At 68.1% G+C, this 23880-nt stretch carries 17 protein-coding genes; 7 read left to right on the top strand and 10 right to left on the bottom strand.

Annotated features, from left to right (window positions below; genetic code table 11):
- Nucleotides 1-22: 22 nt before the first annotated feature.
- Both WS64_RS28205 and WS64_RS28210 read right to left on the bottom strand, forming a co-directional pair.
- The gene (locus WS64_RS28205; RefSeq protein ID WP_060968391.1) at nucleotides 23-985 is read right to left on the bottom strand and encodes an SAM-dependent methyltransferase; all 963 of its coding nucleotides are present in this window, start codon (nucleotides 983-985) and stop codon (nucleotides 23-25) included.
- A gap of 492 nt (nucleotides 986-1477) precedes the next feature.
- Nucleotides 1478-3436 carry a Xaa-Pro dipeptidyl-peptidase gene (locus WS64_RS28210; RefSeq protein WP_060968392.1) on the bottom strand — a complete coding sequence of 653 codons (1959 nt, stop codon included), beginning with the start codon at nucleotides 3434-3436 and terminating at the stop codon, nucleotides 1478-1480.
- A gap of 553 nt (nucleotides 3437-3989) precedes the next feature.
- Here WS64_RS28210 and WS64_RS28215 point away from each other — a divergent pair.
- A complete protein-coding gene (locus WS64_RS28215; protein WP_060968393.1) occupies nucleotides 3990-4802 on the top strand; it encodes a hypothetical protein in 813 nt (270 codons plus the stop codon).
- Between the two features lie 64 nt (nucleotides 4803-4866).
- On the opposite strand, the gene WS64_RS28220 is transcribed toward WS64_RS28215, so the two are convergent.
- From WS64_RS28220 to WS64_RS28250, 7 genes are all read right to left on the bottom strand, one after another.
- Complete coding sequence (locus tag WS64_RS28220) at nucleotides 4867-6273, bottom strand: methyl-accepting chemotaxis protein (protein WP_059575353.1); 1407 nt, start codon at nucleotides 6271-6273, stop codon at nucleotides 4867-4869.
- 236 nt (nucleotides 6274-6509) lie between these two features.
- Nucleotides 6510-7580, bottom strand: coding sequence for a porin (locus tag WS64_RS28225; protein WP_060968394.1), 1071 nt, complete (start codon nucleotides 7578-7580; stop codon nucleotides 6510-6512).
- A gap of 212 nt (nucleotides 7581-7792) precedes the next feature.
- The gene (gene acs / locus WS64_RS28230; RefSeq protein WP_060968616.1) at nucleotides 7793-9775 is read right to left on the bottom strand and encodes an acetate--CoA ligase; all 1983 of its coding nucleotides are present in this window, start codon (nucleotides 9773-9775) and stop codon (nucleotides 7793-7795) included.
- Between the two features lie 250 nt (nucleotides 9776-10025).
- Complete coding sequence (locus tag WS64_RS28235) at nucleotides 10026-11903, bottom strand: sigma-70 family RNA polymerase sigma factor (RefSeq protein ID WP_060968395.1); 1878 nt, start codon at nucleotides 11901-11903, stop codon at nucleotides 10026-10028.
- The gene (locus WS64_RS28240) at nucleotides 11887-12201 is read right to left on the bottom strand and encodes a high-potential iron-sulfur protein (RefSeq protein ID WP_059583268.1); all 315 of its coding nucleotides are present in this window, start codon (nucleotides 12199-12201) and stop codon (nucleotides 11887-11889) included. Before WS64_RS28240 ends, WS64_RS28235 begins: the two co-directional genes overlap by 17 nt.
- A 98-nt stretch (nucleotides 12202-12299) precedes the next feature.
- Entirely contained in the window at nucleotides 12300-13502 is a 1203-nt protein-coding gene (locus WS64_RS28245) for a c-type cytochrome (protein WP_060968396.1), read from the bottom strand.
- A gap of 80 nt (nucleotides 13503-13582) precedes the next feature.
- Nucleotides 13583-15304, bottom strand: coding sequence for a methanol/ethanol family PQQ-dependent dehydrogenase (locus tag WS64_RS28250; RefSeq protein ID WP_059583265.1), 1722 nt, complete (start codon nucleotides 15302-15304; stop codon nucleotides 13583-13585).
- Nucleotides 15305-15736: 432 nt separating this feature from the next.
- Between WS64_RS28250 and WS64_RS28255 the strand changes: the two genes are divergently transcribed.
- Nucleotides 15737-18058 carry a TonB-dependent receptor gene (locus WS64_RS28255; RefSeq protein ID WP_060968397.1) on the top strand — a complete coding sequence of 774 codons (2322 nt, stop codon included), beginning with the start codon at nucleotides 15737-15739 and terminating at the stop codon, nucleotides 18056-18058.
- A gap of 38 nt (nucleotides 18059-18096) precedes the next feature.
- Here the strand turns inward: WS64_RS28255 and WS64_RS28260 are convergent, their stop codons facing one another.
- Nucleotides 18097-19113 (bottom strand): alpha/beta fold hydrolase, encoded by a 1017-nt coding sequence (locus WS64_RS28260; RefSeq protein WP_060968398.1) that lies wholly within the window; start codon nucleotides 19111-19113, stop codon nucleotides 18097-18099.
- A 308-nt stretch (nucleotides 19114-19421) separates the two neighbouring features.
- Between WS64_RS28260 and WS64_RS28265 the strand changes: the two genes are divergently transcribed.
- The 5 genes from WS64_RS28265 to pqqD all read left to right on the top strand — a co-directional run bounded on the left by WS64_RS28265 (nucleotide 19422) and on the right by pqqD (nucleotide 23879).
- Complete coding sequence (locus WS64_RS28265) at nucleotides 19422-21479, top strand: sigma-54-dependent Fis family transcriptional regulator (protein WP_060968399.1); 2058 nt, start codon at nucleotides 19422-19424, stop codon at nucleotides 21477-21479.
- A gap of 340 nt (nucleotides 21480-21819) precedes the next feature.
- Nucleotides 21820-21894, top strand: coding sequence for a pyrroloquinoline quinone precursor peptide PqqA (gene pqqA, locus WS64_RS33840; protein ID WP_006485436.1), 75 nt, complete (start codon nucleotides 21820-21822; stop codon nucleotides 21892-21894).
- 61 nt (nucleotides 21895-21955) lie between these two features.
- Nucleotides 21956-22879 carry a pyrroloquinoline quinone biosynthesis protein PqqB gene (pqqB, locus tag WS64_RS28270; RefSeq protein ID WP_059642320.1) on the top strand — a complete coding sequence of 308 codons (924 nt, stop codon included), beginning with the start codon at nucleotides 21956-21958 and terminating at the stop codon, nucleotides 22877-22879.
- Between the two features lie 2 nt (nucleotides 22880-22881).
- Nucleotides 22882-23601 (top strand): pyrroloquinoline-quinone synthase PqqC, encoded by a 720-nt coding sequence (gene pqqC / locus WS64_RS28275; RefSeq protein ID WP_060968400.1) that lies wholly within the window; start codon nucleotides 22882-22884, stop codon nucleotides 23599-23601.
- The gene (gene pqqD, locus WS64_RS28280) at nucleotides 23598-23879 is read left to right on the top strand and encodes a pyrroloquinoline quinone biosynthesis peptide chaperone PqqD (RefSeq protein ID WP_006480620.1); all 282 of its coding nucleotides are present in this window, start codon (nucleotides 23598-23600) and stop codon (nucleotides 23877-23879) included. Before pqqC ends, pqqD begins: the two co-directional genes overlap by 4 nt.
- Nucleotide 23880: the final 1 nt, after the last annotated feature.

Genomic DNA, 23880 nt, shown 5'->3' on the forward strand with positions numbered 1-23880 from the left:
CGGGGGCCGGAAAGCGCGGCCTTCAGCGATCGCGCCTGAGCACGAAGCTGTAGATGGAAACCTGGCGCTTCACGATGGCGACGGCCAGGCTCTCGCACATCACGCGGAGTTCTTCCAGCGCGCCGACCGCACCGCGCGGAAAATGACGCTCGATGTTCTCCTGCACGCTCAGCAGCCAGCGCGTCGCGTCCATCCGGTCCGGCAGGATTCTCATGTCGTGGACGACAAAGCCGCTCTGCTCGAACACCTGGCGCAGGTACGCGGGCGTCTTGCGATACTTGCATGCCAGCCTGTCGACCAGATCGGGCGTATCGGACCGGTATTCCTGCAGGTCGACGTTATACAGGTTGTCCGAAACGATGACCGTTCCGTTCGCGGACAGCCGTTGCCGCAATTTGGCCATCACGATTTCGAAAAGGTCGTAGGGGAAGTGGGAAATCACCCCGCGCATGATCGCAAGGTCGTAGGGCTGGCCGAAATCCGGCAGCAAATCGATATCGAGCGCATTGCACCGGAACAGGTTGATGCGGTCCGACAAGGCTCGCGCGGCATTGACTTCGGCGCAGTATTCGAGCTGGCGTTCGCTGATGTTGATGCCGTCCAGGCGATGACAGTCGGGAAACCGCTCGGACAGATCCCGCAGCACCGTTCCCCAGCCGCACCCGATATCGAGTATCCGGTCGACGGGCTGGCGGCCGGGCCTGTCCAGGCCGGCGAGCTCGAGTTGCCGCTCGAAATACCGGAGGCCGGATTCGTCGAGGCCGATCGGCTCCGGCGATCGGGCCGGGTCATAGATACCGAACTGGAACCAGAGGCGATCGCCGATCACGCTGCTCCAGCTTTCCGGGTCGTCCTGGTAAGCCAGTGCGACCCGCGACTCGTAATCGTTTCGTTCCCGGCCCCGTATCGAAGCGAACGGCTTGACGGTCCGGCCATTCAATGGCGATCCCGATCCGACGGCGGTGTCCGTGCCGATATTGCTCATAGCCATTCTCCGAGGTGGGGGTACGACGTCATGCACGGGATAGCCGGACTTCCGTGTCCGGCGAGCGCGGTTGCTACTGAATTACGGTTGCATGATCGAAGCGGACGACATTCCCTTTCCTCGACCAGGACACAAAATCAGCGGCACCCGATTCAAAAAAGACGAGCGATTACCGTGGGCCGCGACTCGGCGGCCGCCGGTCGGGCTGGAAACGGCATACAGGCAAAGGGAATCCCCGAGGGCAACCGGTTACGAATTTCCGGATTATTGAATTCCCAATCTAGTCGATCGGGTTTCGATGTCAAGCGACAGAATGCTGTTTCATTTTCCGATTTAAAGAATCGCTTGATTCACGAAATGCGGAATGATCATTCCGACGGGGCGGCCTTTTTAAAGAAACAGAAAATCGAGCCGGACGATGGGAAACGATCCGGGATGCGGAGGTACCGGCATCCCGGATCGTGTCGAAGGGGTACCGCGTGCTGCCGCGGCTCAGGAAGCCGCGAGCGGCACCGTCACCGACGTGCCGGCCGGATCGAGCGTCAGCCCCGTGCCCGGCGTCGGCCGAAGCGTCGCCTCATAGTCGCTGGAGAGGACCACGAGCCCCAGCCGGTGGCCGGCTTCCAGCTTGTAGTCGCGCGGCATGAACGTCAGCTTCAGGTCGTACGGCATGCCGGGCAGCACGGGCTGCGACACCCACTCGGACAGCCGGTTGCGCGGGTCGGTCCATGCGCGCGTGACGATCGTCGCCGTGCCGTCCGGCGCGCGGTCGACCAGCAGCGCCGTCACGTTCGCCACGCCCGTGAAGGTCAGCCTGACGCGCGCGGTCGCCGTGCCGGACAGGCGTGCCGCGGCCGTCAGCGGGGCCGTCTCGAAGCGGCTGCGGTTTTCGCCGGTCGCCGTGTTCGCCAGCGTCAGCGCGGGAATGCGCGCATCGTCGGTGAAGCGCGCGAGCGGGCCGCCGGTCGGCTGCCGCAGCAGCGTGCCGGTGGTCGCGCCGTCGCCGCCGGCGAAGTACGTGACCGGCGTGGCGCGACGCGCGGCCCAGTCGGCCTCCTTCAGCAGCGAGCCGTCGGCCTGAGCGATCACCGCGCGCGGATCCTGCTCGACGCCGTTGTCGTAGCCGATCAGGTAGCGCGTGAACCAGCGGTTCACCTCGGCGGTCCACGCATCGGCCATCCCCGGCACGCGGGTCGGATCGGTGTGCTTCAGTCGATGCAGCCACAGCTGGGTCGGCACGCTCTGGCGCCGCATCGCCAGATACCACGACGTCGACTGGTCGACGCGCACGTTGTCGTCGGTCAGCCCCTGCGCGACGAGCGCCGGCGCGACCGCGAACGCGGTCGGAATGTCGCGCGCGGCCCAGAACGGCGAATAGTCGCCGGTCTTGCGGTCTTCCTGCTGCAGCGCTTCGTCGATCAGGTGCGTGCAGCGCTCCGGATGCGCGTTCGTCAGCAGCGCCTTGATGTACACGTCGACATCCTCGCCCTGATAGCCTTCCGGCGCGCGCACGAGGCCGCCCGAGCGGTAGTAGCCGTACATGTTCGACAGTCCGGCGACCGGCACGATCGCGTCGAGCCCGCGCGTGCGCAGGCTCGCGACCATCTTCGGCAGCGTGCCGTCGTACGACACGCCGTACATGCCGACGTGGCCGGTCGACCAGTTCGCGACGACCGTCTTGCCGTTCGCGTCCTTCGCGGTCGCGTCGCGGCCGAGCCAGCGGATCACCGACGCCATCGCGACCGATTCGTCGCGCGTGAGGATCGTCGGGCAGCCGTCCGAGCCGGCGGTGCCGAGCGAATCCGCATAGACGATCGTGAAGCCGCGCGGCACGAAGTAGCTCTCGATCCACGAGCGGCCGGCGGCCGCCGCCTCGACTTGCTGCAGCATCCGGGTTTGCGGTGCGGCGGCCAGGATGCGCGTGGACGCCGATGCCGCGGCGCCGGCGGTCGCGGCCGGATGCGGCGTGCCGTCGAGTTCGACGTCGACGTCGTGGTTGGGGCTGTCGGCGAGCCCCGCGTAATACGGGCTTGCGAGCACGATGACCGGCGTGCGCGCGCCGTTCGCGGTCTCGGCCGGCCGCACGATCCGCACGTGGATGCGGTCGCGCGTGCCGTCGCCGTCGGAATCGACCGGCGTGTCGACCCACGCGTTCTCTTCGATCGTGCCGCCGGACAGCGACGGCTGCACCTGGCCGTTGCTGATCACCGGCTTGTAGCGTCCGCCGCTCGCCGGATTCGCGTACGGCACGCCGGACGGCGAAAAGCGCGACGCGAGCGATTGCGTATTGGACTGATCGGCCGCGGCGGCGGCCCCCTCCTGTTGGCCCTGTGCGAGCGCTGACACGCCCGCCACGCTGCCGCCGTCGTCGCCGCCGCACGCGGCGAGCGTCGCGGCCGCCACGAGCGCGGGCAGCCATGCGCGCCGTACTTCGGTTCGATGAATGTTCATTGCAGCGACCTCGTCTCTTGTGATTGTGTGGAACCGGTCGGCTCGCGATATGCCCCCTGCGGCCTGGCCGGGTACTGCATCGGATGAAGCGGAACTGCACCATCAAAAACGGCGGGCGAGACGGAAGGGGATCTCGCCCGATGCCGGCGTGCGTCAGGCGGCGCGCATCCGGCTGGCGTCGAGGCGAGCGCATCGCCCCGAGCGGAATGCGTCAGTGCGGCGGTTCGATGCGAAAGCAGGAGTGCGAATCAAACAGGGGCATGCCCGAGCTCCCTTCAGGTTTCGGATGAAACGGAACGGCACGATGCGAAGAGGCGGAAATGTTGCGAACGGCGGTGCTGCAACGGCAGGAAAGCGCGACGCGAGCCGGCACGCTGTTGGCCGGGATTGCTTTCCGGAAGCTTGCGCAAAAGTTATCTCAGTGAAATGCGCGTGTCAAACTTTTTTAGCTTAAGTCAAACAAAGTTTCGGTATGCGTGCGGCCGGCGACCTCAACTTCCATGGAATCCGTCCGTAAACAGCAAAAAACAGGCTGAAAACGAGAGAGAGGGCAATGACGATTCCAGTCACGGCGGCGGGCGACCTGTCGCTCGCGCAAATGGCGCAGGCGGTGCTCGACGGGCGCCAGACATCGGACACGACCGCGTCCGGCGCGTCGCCAGACGAGCCGATCGACGTTCGGGCAGTCGATCCGCAGGCGATGCAGGCGGCGCTGGCGAAACAGTTGTCGATGGTGAGCGACCTGACGATGAAGCTGCGCGGCGTCACCGACGCGCTCGCGACGAGCCTGCAGGACATCGTCGCGAAGCGCCCCGATCTGGCCGACGCGCCATTCGACTTCGTGACCGACGACGGCCGGATCAAGATCGTATCGAAGACGCTGACCGACGGCGATCGCGCGTGGGTCGAATCGACGCTGAACGCGAACGCCGGCCTCGTGCTCGCGACCCGCGATTTTCACGAGCAGGCGGTCGATATCGCCGCGCAACGCGCGGCCGTGCGCGGCGACACGTTCGCGGACAGCGAGCGCGCGGTGGCCAGTCAGGGCGCCGATGCGCGCTTTCATTTCATGAGCCTGCTCAACCGGTCGGTCGCGGACAATCCGCCGCCCGTGCCGCCGGGCGGACACTTCACCACGCAGGACGGCACGACGCTGCAGATCGAGCCGTCGGCCGGCACCGCGCGCGGCACGCTCGCGCTGCTGAATACCGCGCGCCAGTTGTCGTCGGGCGCGGCGATCTTCGTCGACTCATCCGGCAAGAAGTCCTACGGGATGCGCGCGGAACTCGTCAACGTCGGCTTCGACGTGCTCGCCGCCTACGCGCCGGGCGGAGGCAACAGCGTCGGTTTCCACGAGATCGCGTAACGCCGCGCCAATCGAGCCGCTCGCGGCTACTCGTCGCGCAGCGCGTCGGCCCGCCCGCGCCGGTTCAGACGCTGTAGCCGATCCGCAGGACGCCCCATGGCCGTCCGCCGACGACGATCGGCGCGGACACGTCCTTCATCAGCGCGAACTGGCCGTTGCCCATGTCGCGCCGATAGGTCTGCAACAGGAACGGCTTGTCGTGCGACACGGACATGCGCGCCGTCCGGTCCGTGTAGATCCGGCGATTCCGTGAGTTCGCCGCGTTCCAGGCGGCGTCCGCGCGCTGCGGCAGCGAGAACTTCCGGTTGTGGGTCGGCAGGTAGCACTGCCGGTCGAAACTCGCGCAGTAGACGATCCGTTCGTCGAGATCGAGCACCGGTTCCTGGATGGCCGGCAGCACGCGATCGGTGAACGCCGTGAAGCGCGTCATGAACTGCTGCGGGTCGGTACCCGGAATCGGTTCGTAGTGCGTGTCGAAGAGCGCGTCGAGCGCGATATCGCCGCGGCCGACCGCGTCCTCGAAGAGCTTGCTGATCGCGGCGGCCGTGCTCCGCGCGGTGTCGATCAGGCGCGTGTCGGGCGATTCGATGCCGGTCGCGGCCGTGAGCTCGATCAGCGTTTCGGAAACGGAGAGCAGGTTGCCGAGCCGGTCCTTGGCCTGCGAGAAATTGTCGGCCGAGTTCTCGACGCCGGACGCCATCTCGCCCACCTGCTCGTCGAGACGGTGGCACTGCGCCTCGATCTCGTCCGTCAGCGATGCGATCTGTTCGGCCTCGCCCGCGAGCTCGGTGATCGCGTGCCCGGTTGCGTGCACGACCTCGCCGATCGTGCGGGTGCCCTCGCGCACGCGGTGCGCGCGGGCGGCGTTGTCGGTGCCTTCCGCGAGCAGGTGCTCGGTCTGCTCGGCGAGCCGCGCGAGCGTCGTCTCGATCTGGGCCGTGGCCTGCCCGGTCTTCGCGGACAGGTTCTTGACCTCGGCCGCGACGACCGCGAAGCTGCGGCCGGATTCGCCGGCGCGCGCGGCCTCGATCGCGGCGTTCAGCGCGAGCAGGTGAGTCTGTCGGGCGATCACCGAGATCTCCTCGGAGACGGCCCGCACGTGATCGAGCGCGTCGCGCAGCGCGCCCATCTGGTCGCTGATCGTGGTGACGCCCTCGACGAGGCCGTGAATGTCGGCGAGCGACGCCTCGATCGTCTGCTGCGACTGTCGGACCGCGTTCGATGCGTTGGCGCTGACGTCGCGCACCTGCTGCGCGGCCTCGGCGATCCGGTGGTTGCCGCGCAGCGTGAGGGCGGCCGATTCGCGCAGCGTGTGGCAGACCTCCGCCTGCCGCGCGACGCGGGCCGCGACTTCCTCGACGTGGCCCGATACGTCGCAGATCTCGATGCCGAGCCGGCCTGCCTGCTCGGCGATGTCGCCGACGAGCGCGCGCGACGAACGGCGGCCGCGGCCGATTCCGAAGAAGTTCACGTTGGTGGGTCTCCTTGAGGCATGCGCGCCGGGCTCCCGGCGGATTTGGGCGTGCGTTCCTGACTTGACGGCAGCACGGCCGCGGACTTGAGGCCGGGTAAACATCGAGATCGGCATGCGGGACGGCCGGGCCGGCGCCGCCCAGCACGCGTTTGCGCCGCGTTGCCGTCGCGGCCGCGCCGAGATCCGGCGCCGAACGGGCGGCGCGCGGCGGCCGCCCGTGTACACGCGTTGCGTCAGAACACGTGGTGGATGCCGGCGTTGACGCCGACCGTCGTGCCGGGCAACCCATACAACGCGCCGCCCGTGATGCCGAGGCCCGTGTTCATCGCGCCGTGGTTGTTGACGACGCCGACCTGCGCATACAGGCCCGTGCGCTTCGACAGGCTGTAGTCGGCGCCGATCGCGGCAAGCAGCGAATGATTGTGCGAATCGTTGCGGTCGGTCGTGTACCACGCGCCGGTGTTCAGGTCGAGCGCCGGCGTGACGCGATAGTCGAGGCCGGCGCTGTATACGTTGTTGCTGAACGAGCCCGCGACCTTGTAGCTCGTAAACGACGCCTTGCCGGTCACCGGCCCGAACGTGTAGGCGGCGCCGATCGTGCGGCCGACGAACGCGACCGTGCTCGGCACCGGCGTCGGGGACGTGCCGCCGTTGCCGTCGTAGAGCGCCGCGTTGAGCATGAAGCCGCCGTTCGTATAGGTAAGGCTGCCGGAATACTGGCGTCCCGCCTGGAAGTCGCCGGCCTTGCCGCCGAAGCCGAACATCGCGCTGGCCGTCAGCCCGGCGATCGTCGGGCTCGTGTACGAAATCGCGTTCGGGTTGAAGAGGCCCGTGACGAGTACGTTGTCGACGTACGGCACCAGCGCGGCGCCGAAGTGCGAGACGTTGCGCGGATCCGATCCGAGTATCGCGAGCACGAATGGCGAGAACTGCAGGCCGACCTTCGTTTCGCCGAAGCCGCCGTCGAGCCCGACCCACGCCTGGCGGCCGAAGAAGTTGCCGTTCGAATGGCCGAACGCGCCGTCCGTGATGTTGAAGCCGCTCTCCAGCTTGAATTTCGCGTGCAGCCCGCCGCCGAGATCCTCGGTACCCGTGATGCCGAAGTTGGTCGGGGTCATGCCCGTGTCGGTCAGCGCGAATTGACGTCCGGCGTTGCCGCCGGTTGCCGAATCGAGCGATCGACTCGTATAGAGCAACGCGGCGTCGAGGTCGCCGTACAGCGTGACGCTGCTCTGCGCGAAACTGCTCGTGCTGGCGGCCGCGCCGAAAAGCGCCGCGCAAATCATCCATGTCCTGCTTCTCATCGTATGTCTCCGTTTTGTGAGTGTTGTAATACGTACGACTAATTGAAAAGGCGGCGAAAGCGATGCGAGCCGCCTGCATGCCGTGCCGTCGGGGAACGCACGGCGATGCCTGTCGCCGGCGCGAAGGCGGCCGCGAGCCCGGCGTGGGAAACGGGATCGCGGCCGTGCCGCGGCGCCGCGTTGAAGCGATACGCCCGCCGTGGCGGGCGATGTCACATCGAGCGGTTCAACTGCTCGAGGATGGCCGGATTCTCGAGCGTGGACGTATCCTGCGTGATCGCCTCGCCCTTCGCGAGCGAGCGCAAGAGGCGCCGCATGATCTTGCCCGAGCGCGTCTTCGGCAGGTTGTCGCCGAAGCGGATGTCCTTCGGCTTCGCGATCGGCCCGATCTGCTTGCCGACCCAGTCGCGCAGCGCCTTCGCGAGCGCCGCCGCTTCGTCGCCTTCCGGGCGCGAACGCTTCAGCACCACGAACGCCACGACCGCCTCGCCCGTCGTGTCGTCCGGGCGGCCGACCACCGCCGCCTCCGCCACGAGTTCGTGCGACACCAGCGCCGATTCGATCTCCATCGTGCCGAGCCGGTGGCCCGACACGTTCAGCACGTCGTCGATCCGGCCCATGATCGTGAAGTAGCCGGTCTCCTTGTCGCGCACGGTGCCGTCGCCAGCCAGATAGAGCGTGCCGCCGAGTTCTTCCGGGTAATAACTCTTCTTGAAGCGCTCCGGGTCGCCCCAGATCGTGCGGATCATCGCGGGCCACGGGCGCTTGACGACCAGAATCCCGCCTTGCCCGTTCGGCACGTCCTGGCCCGTCTCGTCGACCACCGCGGCCATGATGCCCGGCAACGGCAGCGTGCACGAACCCGGTACGGTCGGCGTCGCACCCGGCAGCGGCGTGATCATGTGGCCGCCGGTTTCGGTCTGCCACCACGTATCGACGATCGGGCAGCGCTCGTGGCCGACGTGCTTGTGGTACCACATCCACGCTTCCGGATTGATCGGCTCGCCGACCGTGCCGATGATGCGCAGGCTCGACAGGTCATAGCTCTTCGGATGAACCTTGTCGTCGGCTTCGGCCGCCTTGATCAGCGAACGGATCGCGGTCGGCGCGGTGTAGAACACGGTCACCTTGTGGTCGCCGATCATCTTCCAGAAGCGCCCGGCGTCCGGATACGTCGGCACGCCCTCGAACACGACCTGCGTGCCGCCGCACGCGAGCGGCCCGTACGTGATGTACGTGTGGCCGGTGACCCAGCCGATGTCGGCCGTGCACCAGAACACGTCGTCGGGTTTCCAGTCGAAGGTCCACTTCATCGTCTGCGCGGCCCACAGCAGGTAGCCGCCCGTGCTGTGCTGCACGCCCTTCGGCTTGCCGGTCGAGCCCGACGTATACAGGATGAACAGCGGATGCTCGGCGCCGACCCAGGTCGGCTCGCAGCGGTCGGATTCGCCGTCGGTCAGCTCGTGCATCCACAGGTCGCGGCCCGCGTGCCAGTCGATCTTGCCGCCGGTGCGGCGATAGACGATCACGCTCTTGACGGCTTCGCAGCCGCCCAGCGCGATCGCCTCGTCGGCGATGCTCTTGAGCGGCAGCGTCTTGCCGCCGCGCGCCTGTTCGTCGGCGGTGATGAGTGCCACGGCGCCGACGTCGACGAGCCGCTCGTTGAGCGATTTCGCGGAGAAGCCGCCGAACACGACCGAGTGCGTCGCGCCGATGCGCGCGCAGGCCTGCATCGCGACGATGCCTTCGATCGACATCGGGATATAGATGACGACGCGATCGCCCTTGCCGATCCCGCGTTTCTTCAGCGCATTGGCGAAGCGCGACACGCGTGCGAGGAGATCGGCATAGGTGACGCGGGTGACGGTGCCGTCGTCGGCCTCGAAGATCACCGCGACGCGCTCGCCGTGGCCGGCTTCGACGTGACGGTCGAGGCAGTTGTACGACGCGTTGAGCTCGCCGTCGTCGAACCATGTGTAGAACGGCGCGTTACGCTCGTCGAGCACCTTGGTGAACGGCTTGTGCCACGTGAGGCCTTCGCGCGCCAGACGCGCCCAGAAGCCTTCGTAATCCTGCTCGGCCTCGGCGACGAGCGCGCGATAGGCCGGCATGCCGGAAATGGTCGCCGTCTTCTCGAGCGCCGCGGGCGGCGCGAACTGACGGGTTTCGTGAAGAACCGATTCGATCTTGGACAAGCGTGTCTCCATGCGTTCGTGTGATTCCTGCTGCGCTCGGGAAAACGCAACATGCATGCCAGTTGCGCGACCGGGGCGCGACTGCGGCGAAAACCGCAGCAGTCGGGCGGGTGGCGCCCGATCCGACCGGCCCTGCGGTGTTGCGAATGACGGCGCGAGGCGGCGCGGCGTTCAGAAATGCAGCAGGTCGTGTTGCAGTCCTGAGCAGTGGATGGGCGAGCCGGCAGGCGGTCGCCCCGGCATGGCTGTGTCAGGCGAGCAGTGAACGCAGCGCCGGCGCGTGCCGGAATTGCCGGATGCGTTCGAGCGCCGCTACCTCGAGCTGGCGGACGCGCTCGGCCGACAGGTTCAGTTGCCGGCCGATCTCGCGCAGCGAATACTCGTTGTCGACATCGATCCCGTACCTCAGCCGGAGAATCCACGCTTCGCGTGCGGGGAGGCGGTCGATCAGCTCGGCGACCGCCGTGCGCAACTGACCGGCGCTCGCCGCTTCTTCGGGCGTCGGCGCGTCGGGGTCGATCGTGACGTCGCACAGCGTCAGATCGTGATCGGGCGAAACCGGCAAATCGGCGGAGATCGGCTCGCGCACGATGCTCATCAGCTCGCGCACCTTGTCGACCGGCAGCCGCATCTGCGTGGAGAGCACCCGCGCGTCGGCGACGTCACCAGTCCGTTGCCGGTGGATTCGCGCGAGCCGCGACAGCTTGTTGAGCGTATCGACCGTATGCGCGGGTACGCGTATCGTGCGCCCCAGATCGGCGAGCGCATGCGTGATCGCCTGCCGGATCCACCATGTCGCATACGTCGAGAATTTGAAGCCGCGCCGGTGGTCGTAGCGATCGACGGCCTTCATCAGGCCGATATTGCCTTCCTGGATCAGATCGGGGAACGGCAGGCCGCGATCGGCATAGCGCTTGGCGACCGACACGACGAGCCGTAGATTGCTCTGGAACAGCTTCGTTCTCGCGGGTTGCATCGCACGCTCGATACGCGAGAGCCGCGCATCGAGCGCAATCGCGATGTCGAGCGGCAGCGGAGACTCGGCGGCCAGGCGAGCGAGCGCGGTGCGCGCGTCGATCAACGCCGGCGCGTGGCGGGCGAGGGCGGTCGCGCAATCGGGGTGCGCGGCGCTGTATGCGTGTAGCCAAGCGCGTACGTCGTCGCACCGCGTGAATAGATCGTGGCGCGTGGATTCGACGCGTATGCCCGCGGCGGCCAGCGTGTCGACGAGCCGTTTTTCGAACGTGCGCGCTCGCGTCGCGCGCTCGCGGTTCGCCTGTCCGATGCGTTCGATCGCGCGCGAGGTGAAGCGGGTGCTGCCGGTCAACGCGGCAGCGTCGCGCAGCAGCGCGCGGTAAGTCGTCGACTCGAAACCGTCCGCTTGCAATGCGTGCTGCATCGCCGATGCCAACGCACCGGCACGCTCGAGCGCCCCGACGACCGTATCGCGCCACGCCGGGCTGTCGAGGGAAAGACCGGCGTCGTCGTCGGGCGCGGGCGGCGCCATGACCGGCTCGTCGGACGACGTCGTCGCCGCATTCGCGGGCGGCTCGGCTTCACCGGCGAACCCCGTCACGTAAGCCGACGCCGCTACCTTGCCGGCGCGGACGTCGTCCGCGATCGCCGCGACGACGGCGAGTGCCGCCGGATCGCGGCTCAATGCGTCGACGCATGCGGCGCGGCCGCTTTCCAGACGAAGCGCGAGCGCGATTTCCTCGTCGCGTTCGAGCAACGGCGTCGCGCTCATTTCCCGCAGATAGAGCCGGACCGGGTCGTTGGTCCGGCCCGCGAGCAGGTCGTCGGCCGCGAGCGGCGTCGACGCGTCGGCCAGCGTCGACGCGACTTCCGTCACCTGCGCAAAATGGCCGTCGAGCGTCCACGCGGTGCGCGCGCCGGCATGCTCGCGTACGTCGATGCCGAACTCGCGCAGCATCGACGCCGCCGCGTCGAAATCCGCGCCGTCGGCCGCATCGTCGGGCAGCGCGTCGGCGATTTCACCGTGCGTCACGTAGCCGCGATCGATGCCCAGCGCGATCAGCGCATGCAGATGCGCGGCGCGATCGGCCGCGCCGCGACGCGACGCGCCGTCGCGCTCGCGAGCGGGCCCGGCGTCAGGCGAGCTTTGCATAGACGTTGCACCAGCCTTCGGCGGCAACCGTCTTGCCCGCGAACATCGGGCACGTACCGAAGGATTCGCCCGCGGCAGCCTTGTAGAAGCGGCAGTTCGAACACGTCTGGCCAGCCTGATACTTCGGGAACTTGCCTGCGTCGACGGCGGCCGCCTTGGCGCGGTAGCCGAGCGTCTTCGCCGTCGCATCGTTTTCGTCGACGGGCGGGGCCGCCGCGAATGCACGGGGGCCGGCCGCGAGCGCGGCGCACAGGCCGGCGGCCTGAACGAAGAAGGTTCTGCGGTGACGGGAGATCATGATGGGGTCCTGAATGAAATGAAAAGAAAAAGTCCGGTTCGCGCGCCGGGCAAACTGCCCGGCGCGGCGGTCGATCGAAACGAAGGTGGGCGGGCGGATTACTTGCGCGGTCCGGCGATGAGCGGCGCCTTCGATGCGTTGGCGATCTCGGCGGTCAGCTTGCTCTTCGACGCGTCGTAGCCGTTCGAGTAAAGCAGGAACGCCATCAGATCCTCGTACTCCTGTGCGGTCATCTTGCCGGGGCGATCGGCGGGCATGTTGCTCGACATGTACAGGAAGATGCCGCCGACCGTGATATGCGACTTGCCCTCGGGCGCGAACGATTCTCCGCTCAGCGCGGGCGCGGTATTGCCCTCGAGCTGATCGCCGTGGCATTTCGCGCACGCGTCGCCGTAGAGCTTCTTGCCGTGCTGCACCTGCGCCTGATCGAACGACGGGACGCCGCCGCCTTCGCTCGTCGACACCTTGATGAAGCCGCTCCTTGCCGGCCGCTGTGCGGACGCGAGCGCGCCGTCGAGAAACCGGCCGGGCACGCGTGTGGCGGCTTGCGCGATGTCGTCGGGCAGCGTCCAGCCGCGCGTGAGCGACGCGAGACGACCGTTGCCGCTCATCTGCGACAGCGTGGCGTCGATGCGCTTTTGCAGCGCGTCCTTGCCCGGCCCGAACGCGAACGACAGTTGCCAGTCGGAGTACGGCGACGACGTCGCCGCGACCTGGAACCGTTGTTTCGGATGGGCTCGCTCGTACGCGACGACGCTCGGATACCAGACGATCGCGCGCTGCGCACGGCCCGCGGCGAGCGCGCCGATCGTTTTCTCGCTCGTGTTCTCGAGGTCGAAGCGGGCGTTCGTCTGCTGCGCGGCGATCAGTTGCGACGGGCTGCCGTACGTGGCCGCGATCGTTTCCTTGGCGCCGGTCGGTGCTGGCGCGTCGCGCAGCGACACGCTGACGTAGCCGGAGCGCAGATAGCCCTGCGAGAACGTCATCCTGGATCCCGACGCATCGGCGATCGCCGAACGCGGGAAGCCGGCGATCACGTCGCAGTCGCGTTCGAGCGATTTCGTCAGCTCGCTGGCGGAGATGCCGTCGTCGTCGCCGTTGTCGTCCACGCCGTGTTTGTTGAAGGTCGCGGCGATGCCCGCGGCGCGGAACACTTCGCGCGCAACGGAGCGGTCGAGCGCGGTGGTCGGGCTGCCGGGCAGCGTGCAGACGCGCACGCCGGCCGACGCGGCTGCCGGTGTCAGCGCCACGCCCACGGCGAGCAGACTGGCGACGGTAACGGAAGTGAGGCGAGTATTCATGATCGTATGTCCGGTTGAAGCAGGTGGGACGTCGCGCCCGCATCGGGCGCATGCGGGCGCGACTCGGGCGTGGCGCGTGTTCAGTTCAGCGCGAACACGTACAGCGTGCCGCCGCGCGGAACGTCCTTCGCGATGTCGGCCATCGGGCCGCCCCAGATCGGGTTCGCGCCGCCATAGCCGGCGAGCACGGCGACATATTCCTTGCCGTCGACTTCATACACCGACGGTTGGGAAATGATGCCGCTCGCCAGTTGCGGGCTTTCCCACAGCACCTTGCCGGTCGCCGTGTCGAACGCGTACAGGTGGCCGTCGAGCGAGCCGCTGAACGCGAGGCCGCTCGCCGTGGTCGCGACGCCGCCGTTCCACGGCTTCTTCGACCAGTGGCTCCACAGCTTCTTGCCGGTGTTCACGTCGATGGCCGTCAGTTCGCCGTAGCCTTCGCTGCCCGGTTCGGGCTTGATCTCGAAGCCTTCGCCGAGATACGGCAGGCCTTCCATGTAGCTGACCGACTTGCCGGTCAGGCTCATGCACGCATGCAGCGCGGGCACGACCGCGATGTTGCGTTCCTGGTCGTACGAGATCGACCACCAGTTCTTGCCGCCGAGGAAGCTCGGGCACGTCTCGATCGTCGTGCCGGCCTTCGGGAACTTCGATGCGTCCTGGATCGGCTTGCCGTCGGCCGTGTAGCCGGTGACCGACAGCGCCTTCACGAACGGCGTCGCATAGATCAGCTTGCCGGTTGTGCGGTCGATCGCATGGAAGAAGCCGTTGCGGTCCGCGTGGATGATCGCGTCGTAGTCCTTGCCCTTGTACTTGATGTCCGCGAGGACGGCCGCGTTCACGCCGTCGTAGTCCCACGTGTCGTTGTTCGTGTACTGGTAGTGCCACTTCAGATTGCCGCTCTTCGCATCGAGCGCGAGCAGCGAGTCGGAATACAGGTTGTCGCCGGGGCGCAGCGCGGCGAGCCACGGGCCGGGGTTGCCGACGCCCCAGTACAGCGTGCGGGACGCGGCGTCGTACGTGCCGGTGAGCCACGCGGCGCCGCCGCCGTGGCTTTGCATGCCGTCGGGCCAGGTTTCCGCGCCCTTTTCGCCGGCGGCGGGGATCGTGTAGCGTTTCCAGACCTGTGAGCCGTCCTCCGGATTCAGCGCGGCGATGTAGCCGCGAATGCCGTATTCGCCGCCGGACGTGCCGACGACGATCGCGCCGTCGATCGCGAGCGGCGCGAGCGAGAACGCGTAGCCGAGGCCCGGCTCGAACATCTGCTTCTTCCACACGAGATTGCCGGTCTGCGCGTCGAGCGCCGCGACTTCGCCGTTCAGCATCGCGATATAGACGTTCTTGCCGTACAGCGCGACGCCGCGGTTCACTACGTCGCAGCACGCGGTCTTGAACGAGGCCGCGCCGAGCTTCGGCTCGTATTTCCACAGCTGCTTGCCGGTCTTCGCATCGAACGCGTAGACGTTGTCCTTCGGCGTCGTCACGAACAAATAGTTGCCGTTGACGATCGGCGTGGCCTCGAAGCCCTGCTTCAGGTCGGCGGGGAACTTGTACGCCCACACCTGCTTGAGATCCTTCGCGTTCGACGTGTCGATCTGCTTGAGCGGCGAGTGCGAGCGGCCGTCGTAGGTGCGGTAGTAGGTCAGCCAGCCCGGATCGCCGTGCGCATCGGTCAGGCGCTGGTAGGTCACGGCCGGGTAGTCCGCGGCCGCTTCGACGAGGCCGGGGTTCAGCGCGACGGCCGCCGCCGCCGCGATGCCGATCGTCGCCAGCCGGCTCGCTGAAGCCGAGAGTTTCTTCATGGTTGTCTCCTGAGTCATTGTGGTCGCACCGCCGCGAACGATTCGTCGCGCCGGCACGGTTGGGGTTTCCGGGCCGAGTGCACTGTCCGTTACGCAAGTCGCATGCCATCGGTGTCGCATGCCGGTATGACGCGGCATACCGGCGTATCGCAGGGGAAGCACGCACGGGCGGTTCGCGCCATCGCGTCGACGCAGGTGTTGCATTCAGGTACACCGTCGCGCGCGAAGTGTTGCCAAACATGACAGGTGGCGCAGCCCGCGCAACAGCGGCGAGTCGGTCGCCCACATCGGGTACCGACGCGATGTGCGGCGCAGCGCGCGCCACGCGTGCTCGCGGCGCTGGCACGGTTCTCGCACGCCGGCTTCGCGACAACCCGTCGCCGCGCGATGCATCGCACGCGCCGGCGGAACATGAATGCGGAGACAACGTAGATGATCAGGAGACCAAAGGCCGCCGCGCGCGACGCCGCGATGCGGCGCGGCCGGCGTGCGCGATGCGTCGGCACGGCCCTCGGCGCGCTCGCGCTGGTCGGCTTGCCGGCCGGCAGCGTGTGCGCGCAGCCGCAGGCGGACGGGGCCGCGGTCGAGCCGGACGTCGTGCTGCCCGCGGTGGTCGTCGTCGGCACCACGCCGCTGCTCGGGATCGGCACGCCGCTGTCGAAGGTGCCGGCGAACGTGCAGACGGTGCGTGCGGCGGAACTCGACGCGCAGCATCGTGCGACGCTCGCCGATTTCTTCGCGGCGAACCTGCCGAGCGTGACGATCTCGGATGCGCAGGGCAACCCGTATCAGACGGACGTCAACTATCGTGGCTTCACCGCGTCGCCATTGCTCGGCACGCCGCAGGGGTTGTCGGTGTTCATCGACGGCGTGCGCGTAAACGAGCCGTTCGGCGACGTCGTGAACTGGGACATCCTGCCCATGCAGGCGATCGACCGCGTGCAATTGATTCCGGGCTCCAACCCGGTGTACGGGCTCAACACGCTCGGCGGTGCGCTCGCGATCACGACGAAGGACGGCAGGTCGAACCCGGGCGGCGAAGCGGAGGTGTCGGGCGGTGCGTGGGGCCGCAAGAGCGCCAGCGTCGAGCAGGGCGGCACGATCGGCCCGAACCTCGACTACTACGCGACCGCGAACGTCGCGAACGACGGCGGCTGGACCGACCATAACGCGAGCCGCGTACGGCAGGCGTTCGGCAAGCTGCGCTACACCGACGCGGACACGACGCTGTCGATCGCGGCGGGCGGCGCGGACAACACGCTGTCCGGCTCCCAGACGATCCCGCGCTCGTTCCTCGACAACCGCAAGCAGGCGTATACGTATCCGGACCGGAACCGCAACAGCGCCGGCTACCTGACGCTGTCGGGCGACCGCTTCTTCGGCGAAAACGCCGAATTGAGCGGCAACGCGTACTACCGGCACCTGCGCAACACGAACACGAGCAGCAACAACAATACGGATTACGGATCGGTGGACGAGGACGGCACGGTCGACACGGTGCAGGGCAGCAACGCGCAATCGACGATCGTCACCGACAGCTACGGCGGCAGCGTGCAGTTCACGCTGCTCGGCAAGCTCGGCGGGATGGCGAACCGGCTCGTCGCGGGCGTCTCGGCCGATATCGCGAACTCGAGCTACGTCGCGTCGTCGCAGGACGCGGCTTTCACCGATGCGCGCGCAGCGCTCGGCATCGGCGATTTCGTGCAGCAGACCCGCGCCAAGACGCGCAACACGAATTTCGGCGTGTACCTGAGCGACGCGCTGTCGCTGACGCCGCACTGGACGCTTACGCTGTCGGGCCGTTACGACTGGTCGAAAGCGCAGATCGGCGACGAGAGCGGCGTGCAGCCGCTGCTCGACGGCAACCACGTGTTCTCGCGCTTCAACCCGGCGGTCGGACTCAACTGGAACCCGGTTCCGGGTTTTACCGCGTATGCGACGTACAACGAAGGCATGCGTTCGCCGACCGCGATCGAACTCGCGTGCGCGGACCCGGCGGCGCCGTGTTCGCTGCCGAACGACTTCATCGCCGACCCGGCGCTCAAACCCGTGATCTCGAGGACGTTCGAGGCCGGCGTGCGCGGCCGCATCGGCGCCGCGACGACCTGGAGCGCCGCGGCCTATCGCACGACATTGACCGATGACATCCAGTTCATCAGCAGCCCGGCCAGCGCGCAGGGCTATTTCCGCAACGTCGGCGATACGCGGCGGCAGGGTATCGAGCTCGCCGGCCGCACGCGGCTCGGCCCGCTCGGTGTCGGGCTGTCGTACAGCCATGTCGATGCGACCTACCGTTCGTCGTGGACGGAACACAGCCCGGCGAATTCGGCGGCCGACGCGAACGGCAACGTGACGGTCAAGCCGGGCGACCGCATCCCCGGCATTCCCGCGCATACGGTGAAGCTGCGGCTGGACTACGCGGCAACGCCTGCATGGGACATCGGCACGAACGTCACGTGGCGCAGCGGCGTGTACGCGCGCGGCGACGAGAACAACGGCGACGTGAACGGCAGGATCGCGGGCTACGTGCTCGTCGATCTCGACATGCGTTACCGGGTCACGAAGCGGTTCGAGGTGTTCGCGAGCGTGACGAACCTGCTCGACAAGCGCTACGCGAGCTTCGGCGTACTCGGCCAGAATTTCTTCAACGGACCGAACCACACGTTTGACGGCGCCAACCCGGTGAACGAACCGTTCGTCGGGCCGGGCGCACCGCGCGGCGCGTGGGTCGGCGCGCGTTATGCGTGGGATTGAGCGTGTCGCCGCGTCATGGCACCAACGCGCGCGGGCCGTCACGTGAACGGCGTTGTCGCGAACATTGCGTTCACCGCGCGTGCGATGCTGCGCGCCAGCGCCGGGTCGCTTGTCAGATGCCCGGCCTTCACGCATTCGATTCGCGCTTCGGGCACGGCTCGCGCGAGGCGCTCGACGTTGCCGACCGGGCAAACGGGATCGTGTATCCCGTGCGCGGCGAACAGCGGCACGTGGGCCCATGCGGCCCGTCGCGCGAGCGCGAGCACGCGGCGCTCGCCGAGCCAGCAATCGTGTTGCAGGTAGTGCGCCTGGATCCGGTATTTGTCAATCAGCCGGCGGACGGTCTCGTTCGAACGGATCGCGCGCATGGGCGAGCGGCGCGTGCGTGCCGATGCGAGGATCGCGCTTTCGTATGCGTGCCACGCGAGCGCCACCGCGCGCTGCCGGGCCGCGCTCGCGCCGTGGCGCAATCGCTGCGCGCAGCGCGACAGCAGGCGATCCGGCCGGCCACCCCCGGCCGCTGCATTGAGGCGCCGCCATTCGCGCGGGGCACGCGTGCGGGACGTCATGAAGAGCCCGCGGACTTCGCGTCGCGACGTCAGGAACAGGCCGCGCAGCACGACGCCCGTCACCCGTTCCGGATGCGTGCCCGCATACGCGAGTGCGAGCGCGGCGCCCCACGATCCGCCGACGACGCCCCAGCGTGTCACGCCGAGCTGTTCGCGCACCGCCTCGAGATCCGCGATCAGCCGCGCGGTGTCGTTGTGACGCGTGCCGCCGCGCGGTGTCGACGCGCCCGCGCCGCGCTGGTCGACGAGCACGACGCGCACGCGGGTGAGGTCGAACAGCCGCAGGATGCCGGCCTGGCTGCCGCTGCCGGGGCCGCCGTGCAGCACGACGACCGGATGGCCGCGCGCGGCGCCGGCCACGGTGAAGGCGATCGATTGCGCATCGCGGCGCAGGCGCCAGCGAACGGGCGTGGGCGGCGACGCTGGCGTGTCGGGCAAGACCCGCATGGCGAGCGGCGGCGTGGATCGAATCGGGCGACGCGTCATGTCGATAGGGTTCGGGCGGAATCGGGAGGCGTAATCGTCGACGGCCGGATGGTCGCCCGGCCCGCCCTGCGACAAAGCGAGAAGCGCGCCAGCCGCGAGGATCCGGATTCGCACGGGTAGTCACGCGCCGGGAAATCGCGGTATCACGCAGACAGGCCGTCGCGCGACGCGACACGCGCCGCCGCGCCCGGGCGATTCATTACATCCTCCTTTCGATCTGGTTGCGCGGCGCCAGCGTGGCCCGATGCTTGCTTGCAATGACGGCAAAGAGTCCGGCAGTTGACCGGAAGGATCCCCCGGAGGAGACAATGCGCGATGACGTAGAGCAGGCGGCCGGGACACGGGCCGCGCATCCCGCTGGCTGGCCCGCACCGTCGATCCAGAAGGCCCACGAGCGCTCGGAGACGTTCGGCCTGCAGGTATCGGCACGCCCCGATTACGACGTGCTGTCGAACGCGGCGCTGGTGCTCAAGCGCGAGCAGAGCCGGGTGCTGTGCGTGCACGCGATGCCGGTGATGGAAACGCTGCACGAGCAGATCGTCAACACGCAGAGCATGATCGTGCTGACCGACGCGGAAGGGCTGATCCTGCATTCGATCGGCGACGACGATTTCCTGCGCCGCGCGGAGAAGGTCGCGCTGCGCCCGGGCGCGAACTGGGCGGAGAACCGGCAGGGCACCAACGCGATCGGCACGGCGCTGGCCGAGCTGTGCCCGATGGTCGTCCACGGCGACCAGCACTTCCTGGCCGCGAACCGCTTCCTGACCTGTTCGAGCGTGCCGATCCTCGATCCGTACGGCGACGCGATCGGCGTGCTCGACGTGACGGGCGACCACCGCAGCTATCACCAGCACACGATGGCGCTCGCGAAGATGTCGGTGCAGATGATCGAGAATCACCTGTTTACGACGACCTTTCAGGAAACGCTGCAGGTGTCGTTCCATGGCCGCCCCGAATTTCTCGGCACGCTGATGGAGGGGATCGTCGCGTTCACCGCCGACGGCCGCTTCCTGTCGGCCAATCGCAGCGCGCAGTTCCAGCTCGGCATGCCGCTCGCCGCGCTGCGCGCGCACACGCTGTCGTCGCTGTTCGACATCACCAGTGCGCAACTGATCGACCGCATGCGCGCGAGCACCGACCGGCACCTGATGCTCAATCTCGGCAACGGCGCGGTGGTGTGCGCGCGCGTGCACTTTCGCCGCGCGACGCTCGCCGAAGGCAGCCGGCCGACGGACGTCCACGATGCGGGGGCGCCGGCCGCGCGCGCGAACGCGGCGCCCGCGCCGGCGGCGGGCACGTCGGCCGGCCTGTCGCGGCTCAACTATCTCGACACCGGCGACGCGCAGGTCGCCAGCGTGATCGCGAAGGTGCGCAAGGTGATCGGCAAGGACATCCCGATCCTGATCACCGGCGAGACCGGCACCGGCAAGGAACTGCTCGCGCAGGCGATCCACAACGACTCGCCGCGCCGCGACGCGCCGTTCGTCGCGGTCAACTGCGCGTCGATTCCGGAGACGCTGATCGAGTCCGAACTGTTCGGCTACGAGGAGGGCGCGTTTACCGGCGCGCGCCGCAAGGGGGCGATCGGCAAGCTGCTGCAGGCGAACGGCGGCACGCTGTTCCTCGACGAGATCGGCGACATGCCGTATCCGCTGCAGGTGCGGCTGCTGCGCGTGCTGCAGGAGCGTCTCGTCAACCCGCTCGGCTCGACGAAGACGATCCCCGTGGACATCGCGATCATCTGCGCGACGCACCGCGATTTGCGCGACATGATCGCGCAGAACCGTTTCCGCGAGGATCTCTACTACCGGCTGAACGGCCTCGTGGTGCGCCTGCCGCCGCTGCGCGACCGCACGGATCTCGCGGTCGTCGTGCAGAAGATGCTGCAGCGCGAAGCGTTCGCGGGGCCGGGGCGGCCGCCGCTGTCGGTCGCGCCGGACGTGATGGAGCTGTTCGTGCGCTGCACGTGGCCGGGCAACTTCCGCCAGCTCGGCAACCTGCTGCGCACGGCGGCCGCGATGGTCGACGACGACGGCGAAATCCGGCGCGAGCACCTGCCGGACGACTTCTTCGACGACCTGCGGCGCGGCGATGCGCAGGTTGTGCAGGCCGTCTCCGAGGCGTGCGCGTCGCCCGCCGCGCCCGCCCGGCCTGCCGCGGCGGGCGCCGGACCCTGCGGCGTGGACGCCTTCCCGCCCGCCGACACGCGTCTGCAGGATGTCGCGGCATCCGCGATCGCGGCCGCGCTGGCCCGTCACGGCGGCAATGTGTCCGCCGCCGCGCGCGCGCTCGGCGTGTCGCGCAACACGATCTACCGGAAGATGCCCGCGGCCGACGCGGCGCGCCACCCGTCTGAAGAAAGCTGATACGCGAGCCACGGCGCACCGGCCGGTGCGCCGGGTGCGCAACGTGTCACAGCCGGTGTGTCAAGTTGCAACACCGGTGTTCAACGATTCAACACCTGTCACCGCCCGGGTGCCTCGCGCCGTCCGGCCGGCCGGGCGCATTCGCGCGAATCGTGTCGGCCATTCGTAAGGATTGCGTCCCGATGCCCGGATGACGGCCGTATGCCGCTGCGTGGCGGTGAAGGCAACGCATCGGCACGCTCCTTGCTGAAGAGGAAGCGACCGCTCGATCACCGCGGTTGTTCGACTCACGCAACAACACATCGACTCATCGATTCATCAACTCAACAGGAGACACACCATGCAGTGGACGACACCGTCATACACCGACCTGCGCTTCGGCTTCGAAATCACGATGTACATCGCCAACCGCTGATCGTCGCGCGTGCCGCCCGTTTCGCCGTGGTCGGCGCGGGCGGCCTCGGGAGCTGACGCCCATGAAGATCAAGATACTCGGCTCGGGAGCCGGCGGCGGGCTGCCGCAATGGAACTGCAATTGCGCGAACTGCCGCCGTGCGCGCAGCGGAAGCGGCCATGTGGTGCCGCGCACGCAATCGTCGATCGCGGTCAGCGAAGACGGCATCGACTGGGTTCTCGTCAATGCGTCGCCCGACATTCTTTCGCAGTTGCGCGCGGATCCGGACCTGCAACCGGCGCGCGCGATCCGCGACAGCGGCATCGCCGCGGTCGTGCTGTGCGACGCGCAGATCGATCACGTGACGGGCCTGCTGATGCTGCGCGAGCGCTCGACGCCGCTGCCGCTGTACGCGAGCGCGCCGGTGCTCGACGACCTGTCGACCGGCTTGCCGCTCGTGCCGCTGCTCGGCCATTACTGCGGCGTCGCCGCGCACACGATCGTGCCCGGCGAGCCATTCGAAGTGCCCGCGGCGCGCGGGATCCGTTTCACCGCGATCGCCGTCGACAGCAAGGCGCCGCCTTATTCGCCGCGGCGTGCGTCGGCCGCGCCCGGCGACAACATCGCGCTGTCGATCGAGGACGTCGCGAGCGGGCGGCGCGCGTTCTATGCGCCGGGGCTCGCGTCGGTCACCGACGACGTGCGCGCGGCCATGGACGGCGCCGATCTCGTGCTGGTGGACGGCACGTTCTGGACCGGGACCGAGATGATCGATCTCGGCCTGTCGGGCAAGCACGCGGCCGACATGGGGCATCTCGCGCAGTGCGCGGAACACGGGCGGCCCGGCATGATCGACTGGCTCGACCGGCTGCCCGCGCGCACGCGCAAGGTGCTCACGCACATCAACAACACGAACCCGATTCTCGATCCGCATTCCGTCGAGCATGCGCACCTGCGCGCGCACGGCATCGACGTCGCGCACGACGGCATGCAATTCCAGGTCTGACGATGAACGCACCGATCCCCGCTACGGCGTTGCACGCGACGCCCTGGACCGCGACCGAATTCGAGGCGCGCCTGCGTGCGCTCGAATCGCGCTATCACATCCATCACCCGTTCAACCGGCGGCTCAACAGCGGCGCCTGTTCGCCCACGCAGATCCGCGGCTGGGTCGCGAACCGCTTCTATTACCAGATCTGCATTCCGCTCAAGGATGCGGCGATCCTGTCGAACTGTCCCGACCGCGAGACGCGGCGCCGCTGGATCCAGCGGCTGATCGACCACGACGGGCAGGGCGACAACGAAGGCGGCATCGAGGCGTGGGTGCGGCTCGGCGAGGCATGCGGTCTGACGCGCGACGAGCTATGGTCGCTCGAACACGTGCTGCCCGGCGTGCGTTTCGCGGTGGATGCGTACGTGAACTTCGCGCGGCGCGCGCCGTGGCAGGAAGCCGTGTGCTCGTCGCTGACCGAGATGTTCGCGCCGCAGATCCATCTCGACCGGCTCGCGGGCTGGCCGTCGCATTACCCGTGGATCGAGGCGGCCGGGCTGCATTATTTCCGCAGCCGTGTGCCGCTCGCGCAGCGCGACGTCGAGCACGGGCTCGCGGTCACGTTGGAGCATTTCACGACACCGGACGCGCAGCAGCGCGCGCTCGGCATCCTGCAATTCAAGCTCGACATCCTGTGGTCGATGCTCGACGCCGTCGAAAAGGCCTATCCGCTATGAACGCGATCGAAGCCGCCAGCGGCGTGCCGCTGCGCCCCTGCCTCAGGGGCATGTACCGCCTCCAATGGGAGGCGGCCCAGGATGCGTACGTGCTCCTCTATCCGGAGGGCATGGTCAAGCTCAATCCGAGCGCGGGGGAGATACTCGCGCGCTGCGACGGCACGCGCGAACTGGACGACATCATCGGCGAGCTCGAGCGCCTGTTCATGCAATCCGATCTCGCGACCGACGTCTACCGCTTCCTCGATCATGCGCGACTGCGCGGCTGGCTCGACTGAC

Source organism: Burkholderia anthina, assembly GCF_001547525.1.
Taxonomy (GTDB): Bacteria; Pseudomonadota; Gammaproteobacteria; order Burkholderiales; family Burkholderiaceae; genus Burkholderia; species Burkholderia semiarida.

Excerpts from the sequence above, each read along its gene's own strand:
- WS64_RS28205 (WP_060968391.1), bottom strand. The coding sequence starts at position 985 with ATGAGCAATATCGGCACGGACACCGCCGTCGGATCGGGATCGCCATTG.
- WS64_RS28210 (WP_060968392.1), bottom strand. The coding sequence starts at position 3,436 with ATGAACATTCATCGAACCGAAGTACGGCGCGCATGGCTGCCCGCGCTC.
- WS64_RS28215 (WP_060968393.1), top strand. The coding sequence starts at position 3,990 with ATGACGATTCCAGTCACGGCGGCGGGCGACCTGTCGCTCGCGCAAATG.
- WS64_RS28225 (WP_060968394.1), bottom strand. The coding sequence starts at position 7,580 with ATGAGAAGCAGGACATGGATGATTTGCGCGGCGCTTTTCGGCGCGGCC.
- WS64_RS28235 (WP_060968395.1), bottom strand. The coding sequence starts at position 11,903 with ATGCAAAGCTCGCCTGACGCCGGGCCCGCTCGCGAGCGCGACGGCGCG.
- WS64_RS28240 (WP_059583268.1), bottom strand. The coding sequence starts at position 12,201 with ATGATCTCCCGTCACCGCAGAACCTTCTTCGTTCAGGCCGCCGGCCTG.
- WS64_RS28245 (WP_060968396.1), bottom strand. The coding sequence starts at position 13,502 with ATGAATACTCGCCTCACTTCCGTTACCGTCGCCAGTCTGCTCGCCGTG.
- WS64_RS28250 (WP_059583265.1), bottom strand. The coding sequence starts at position 15,304 with ATGAAGAAACTCTCGGCTTCAGCGAGCCGGCTGGCGACGATCGGCATC.
- WS64_RS28255 (WP_060968397.1), top strand. The coding sequence starts at position 15,737 with ATGATCAGGAGACCAAAGGCCGCCGCGCGCGACGCCGCGATGCGGCGC.
- WS64_RS28260 (WP_060968398.1), bottom strand. The coding sequence starts at position 19,113 with ATGACGCGTCGCCCGATTCGATCCACGCCGCCGCTCGCCATGCGGGTC.
- WS64_RS28265 (WP_060968399.1), top strand. The coding sequence starts at position 19,422 with ATGCGCGATGACGTAGAGCAGGCGGCCGGGACACGGGCCGCGCATCCC.
- pqqB (WP_059642320.1), top strand. The coding sequence starts at position 21,956 with ATGAAGATCAAGATACTCGGCTCGGGAGCCGGCGGCGGGCTGCCGCAA.
- pqqC (WP_060968400.1), top strand. The coding sequence starts at position 22,882 with ATGAACGCACCGATCCCCGCTACGGCGTTGCACGCGACGCCCTGGACC.
- pqqD (WP_006480620.1), top strand. The coding sequence starts at position 23,598 with ATGAACGCGATCGAAGCCGCCAGCGGCGTGCCGCTGCGCCCCTGCCTC.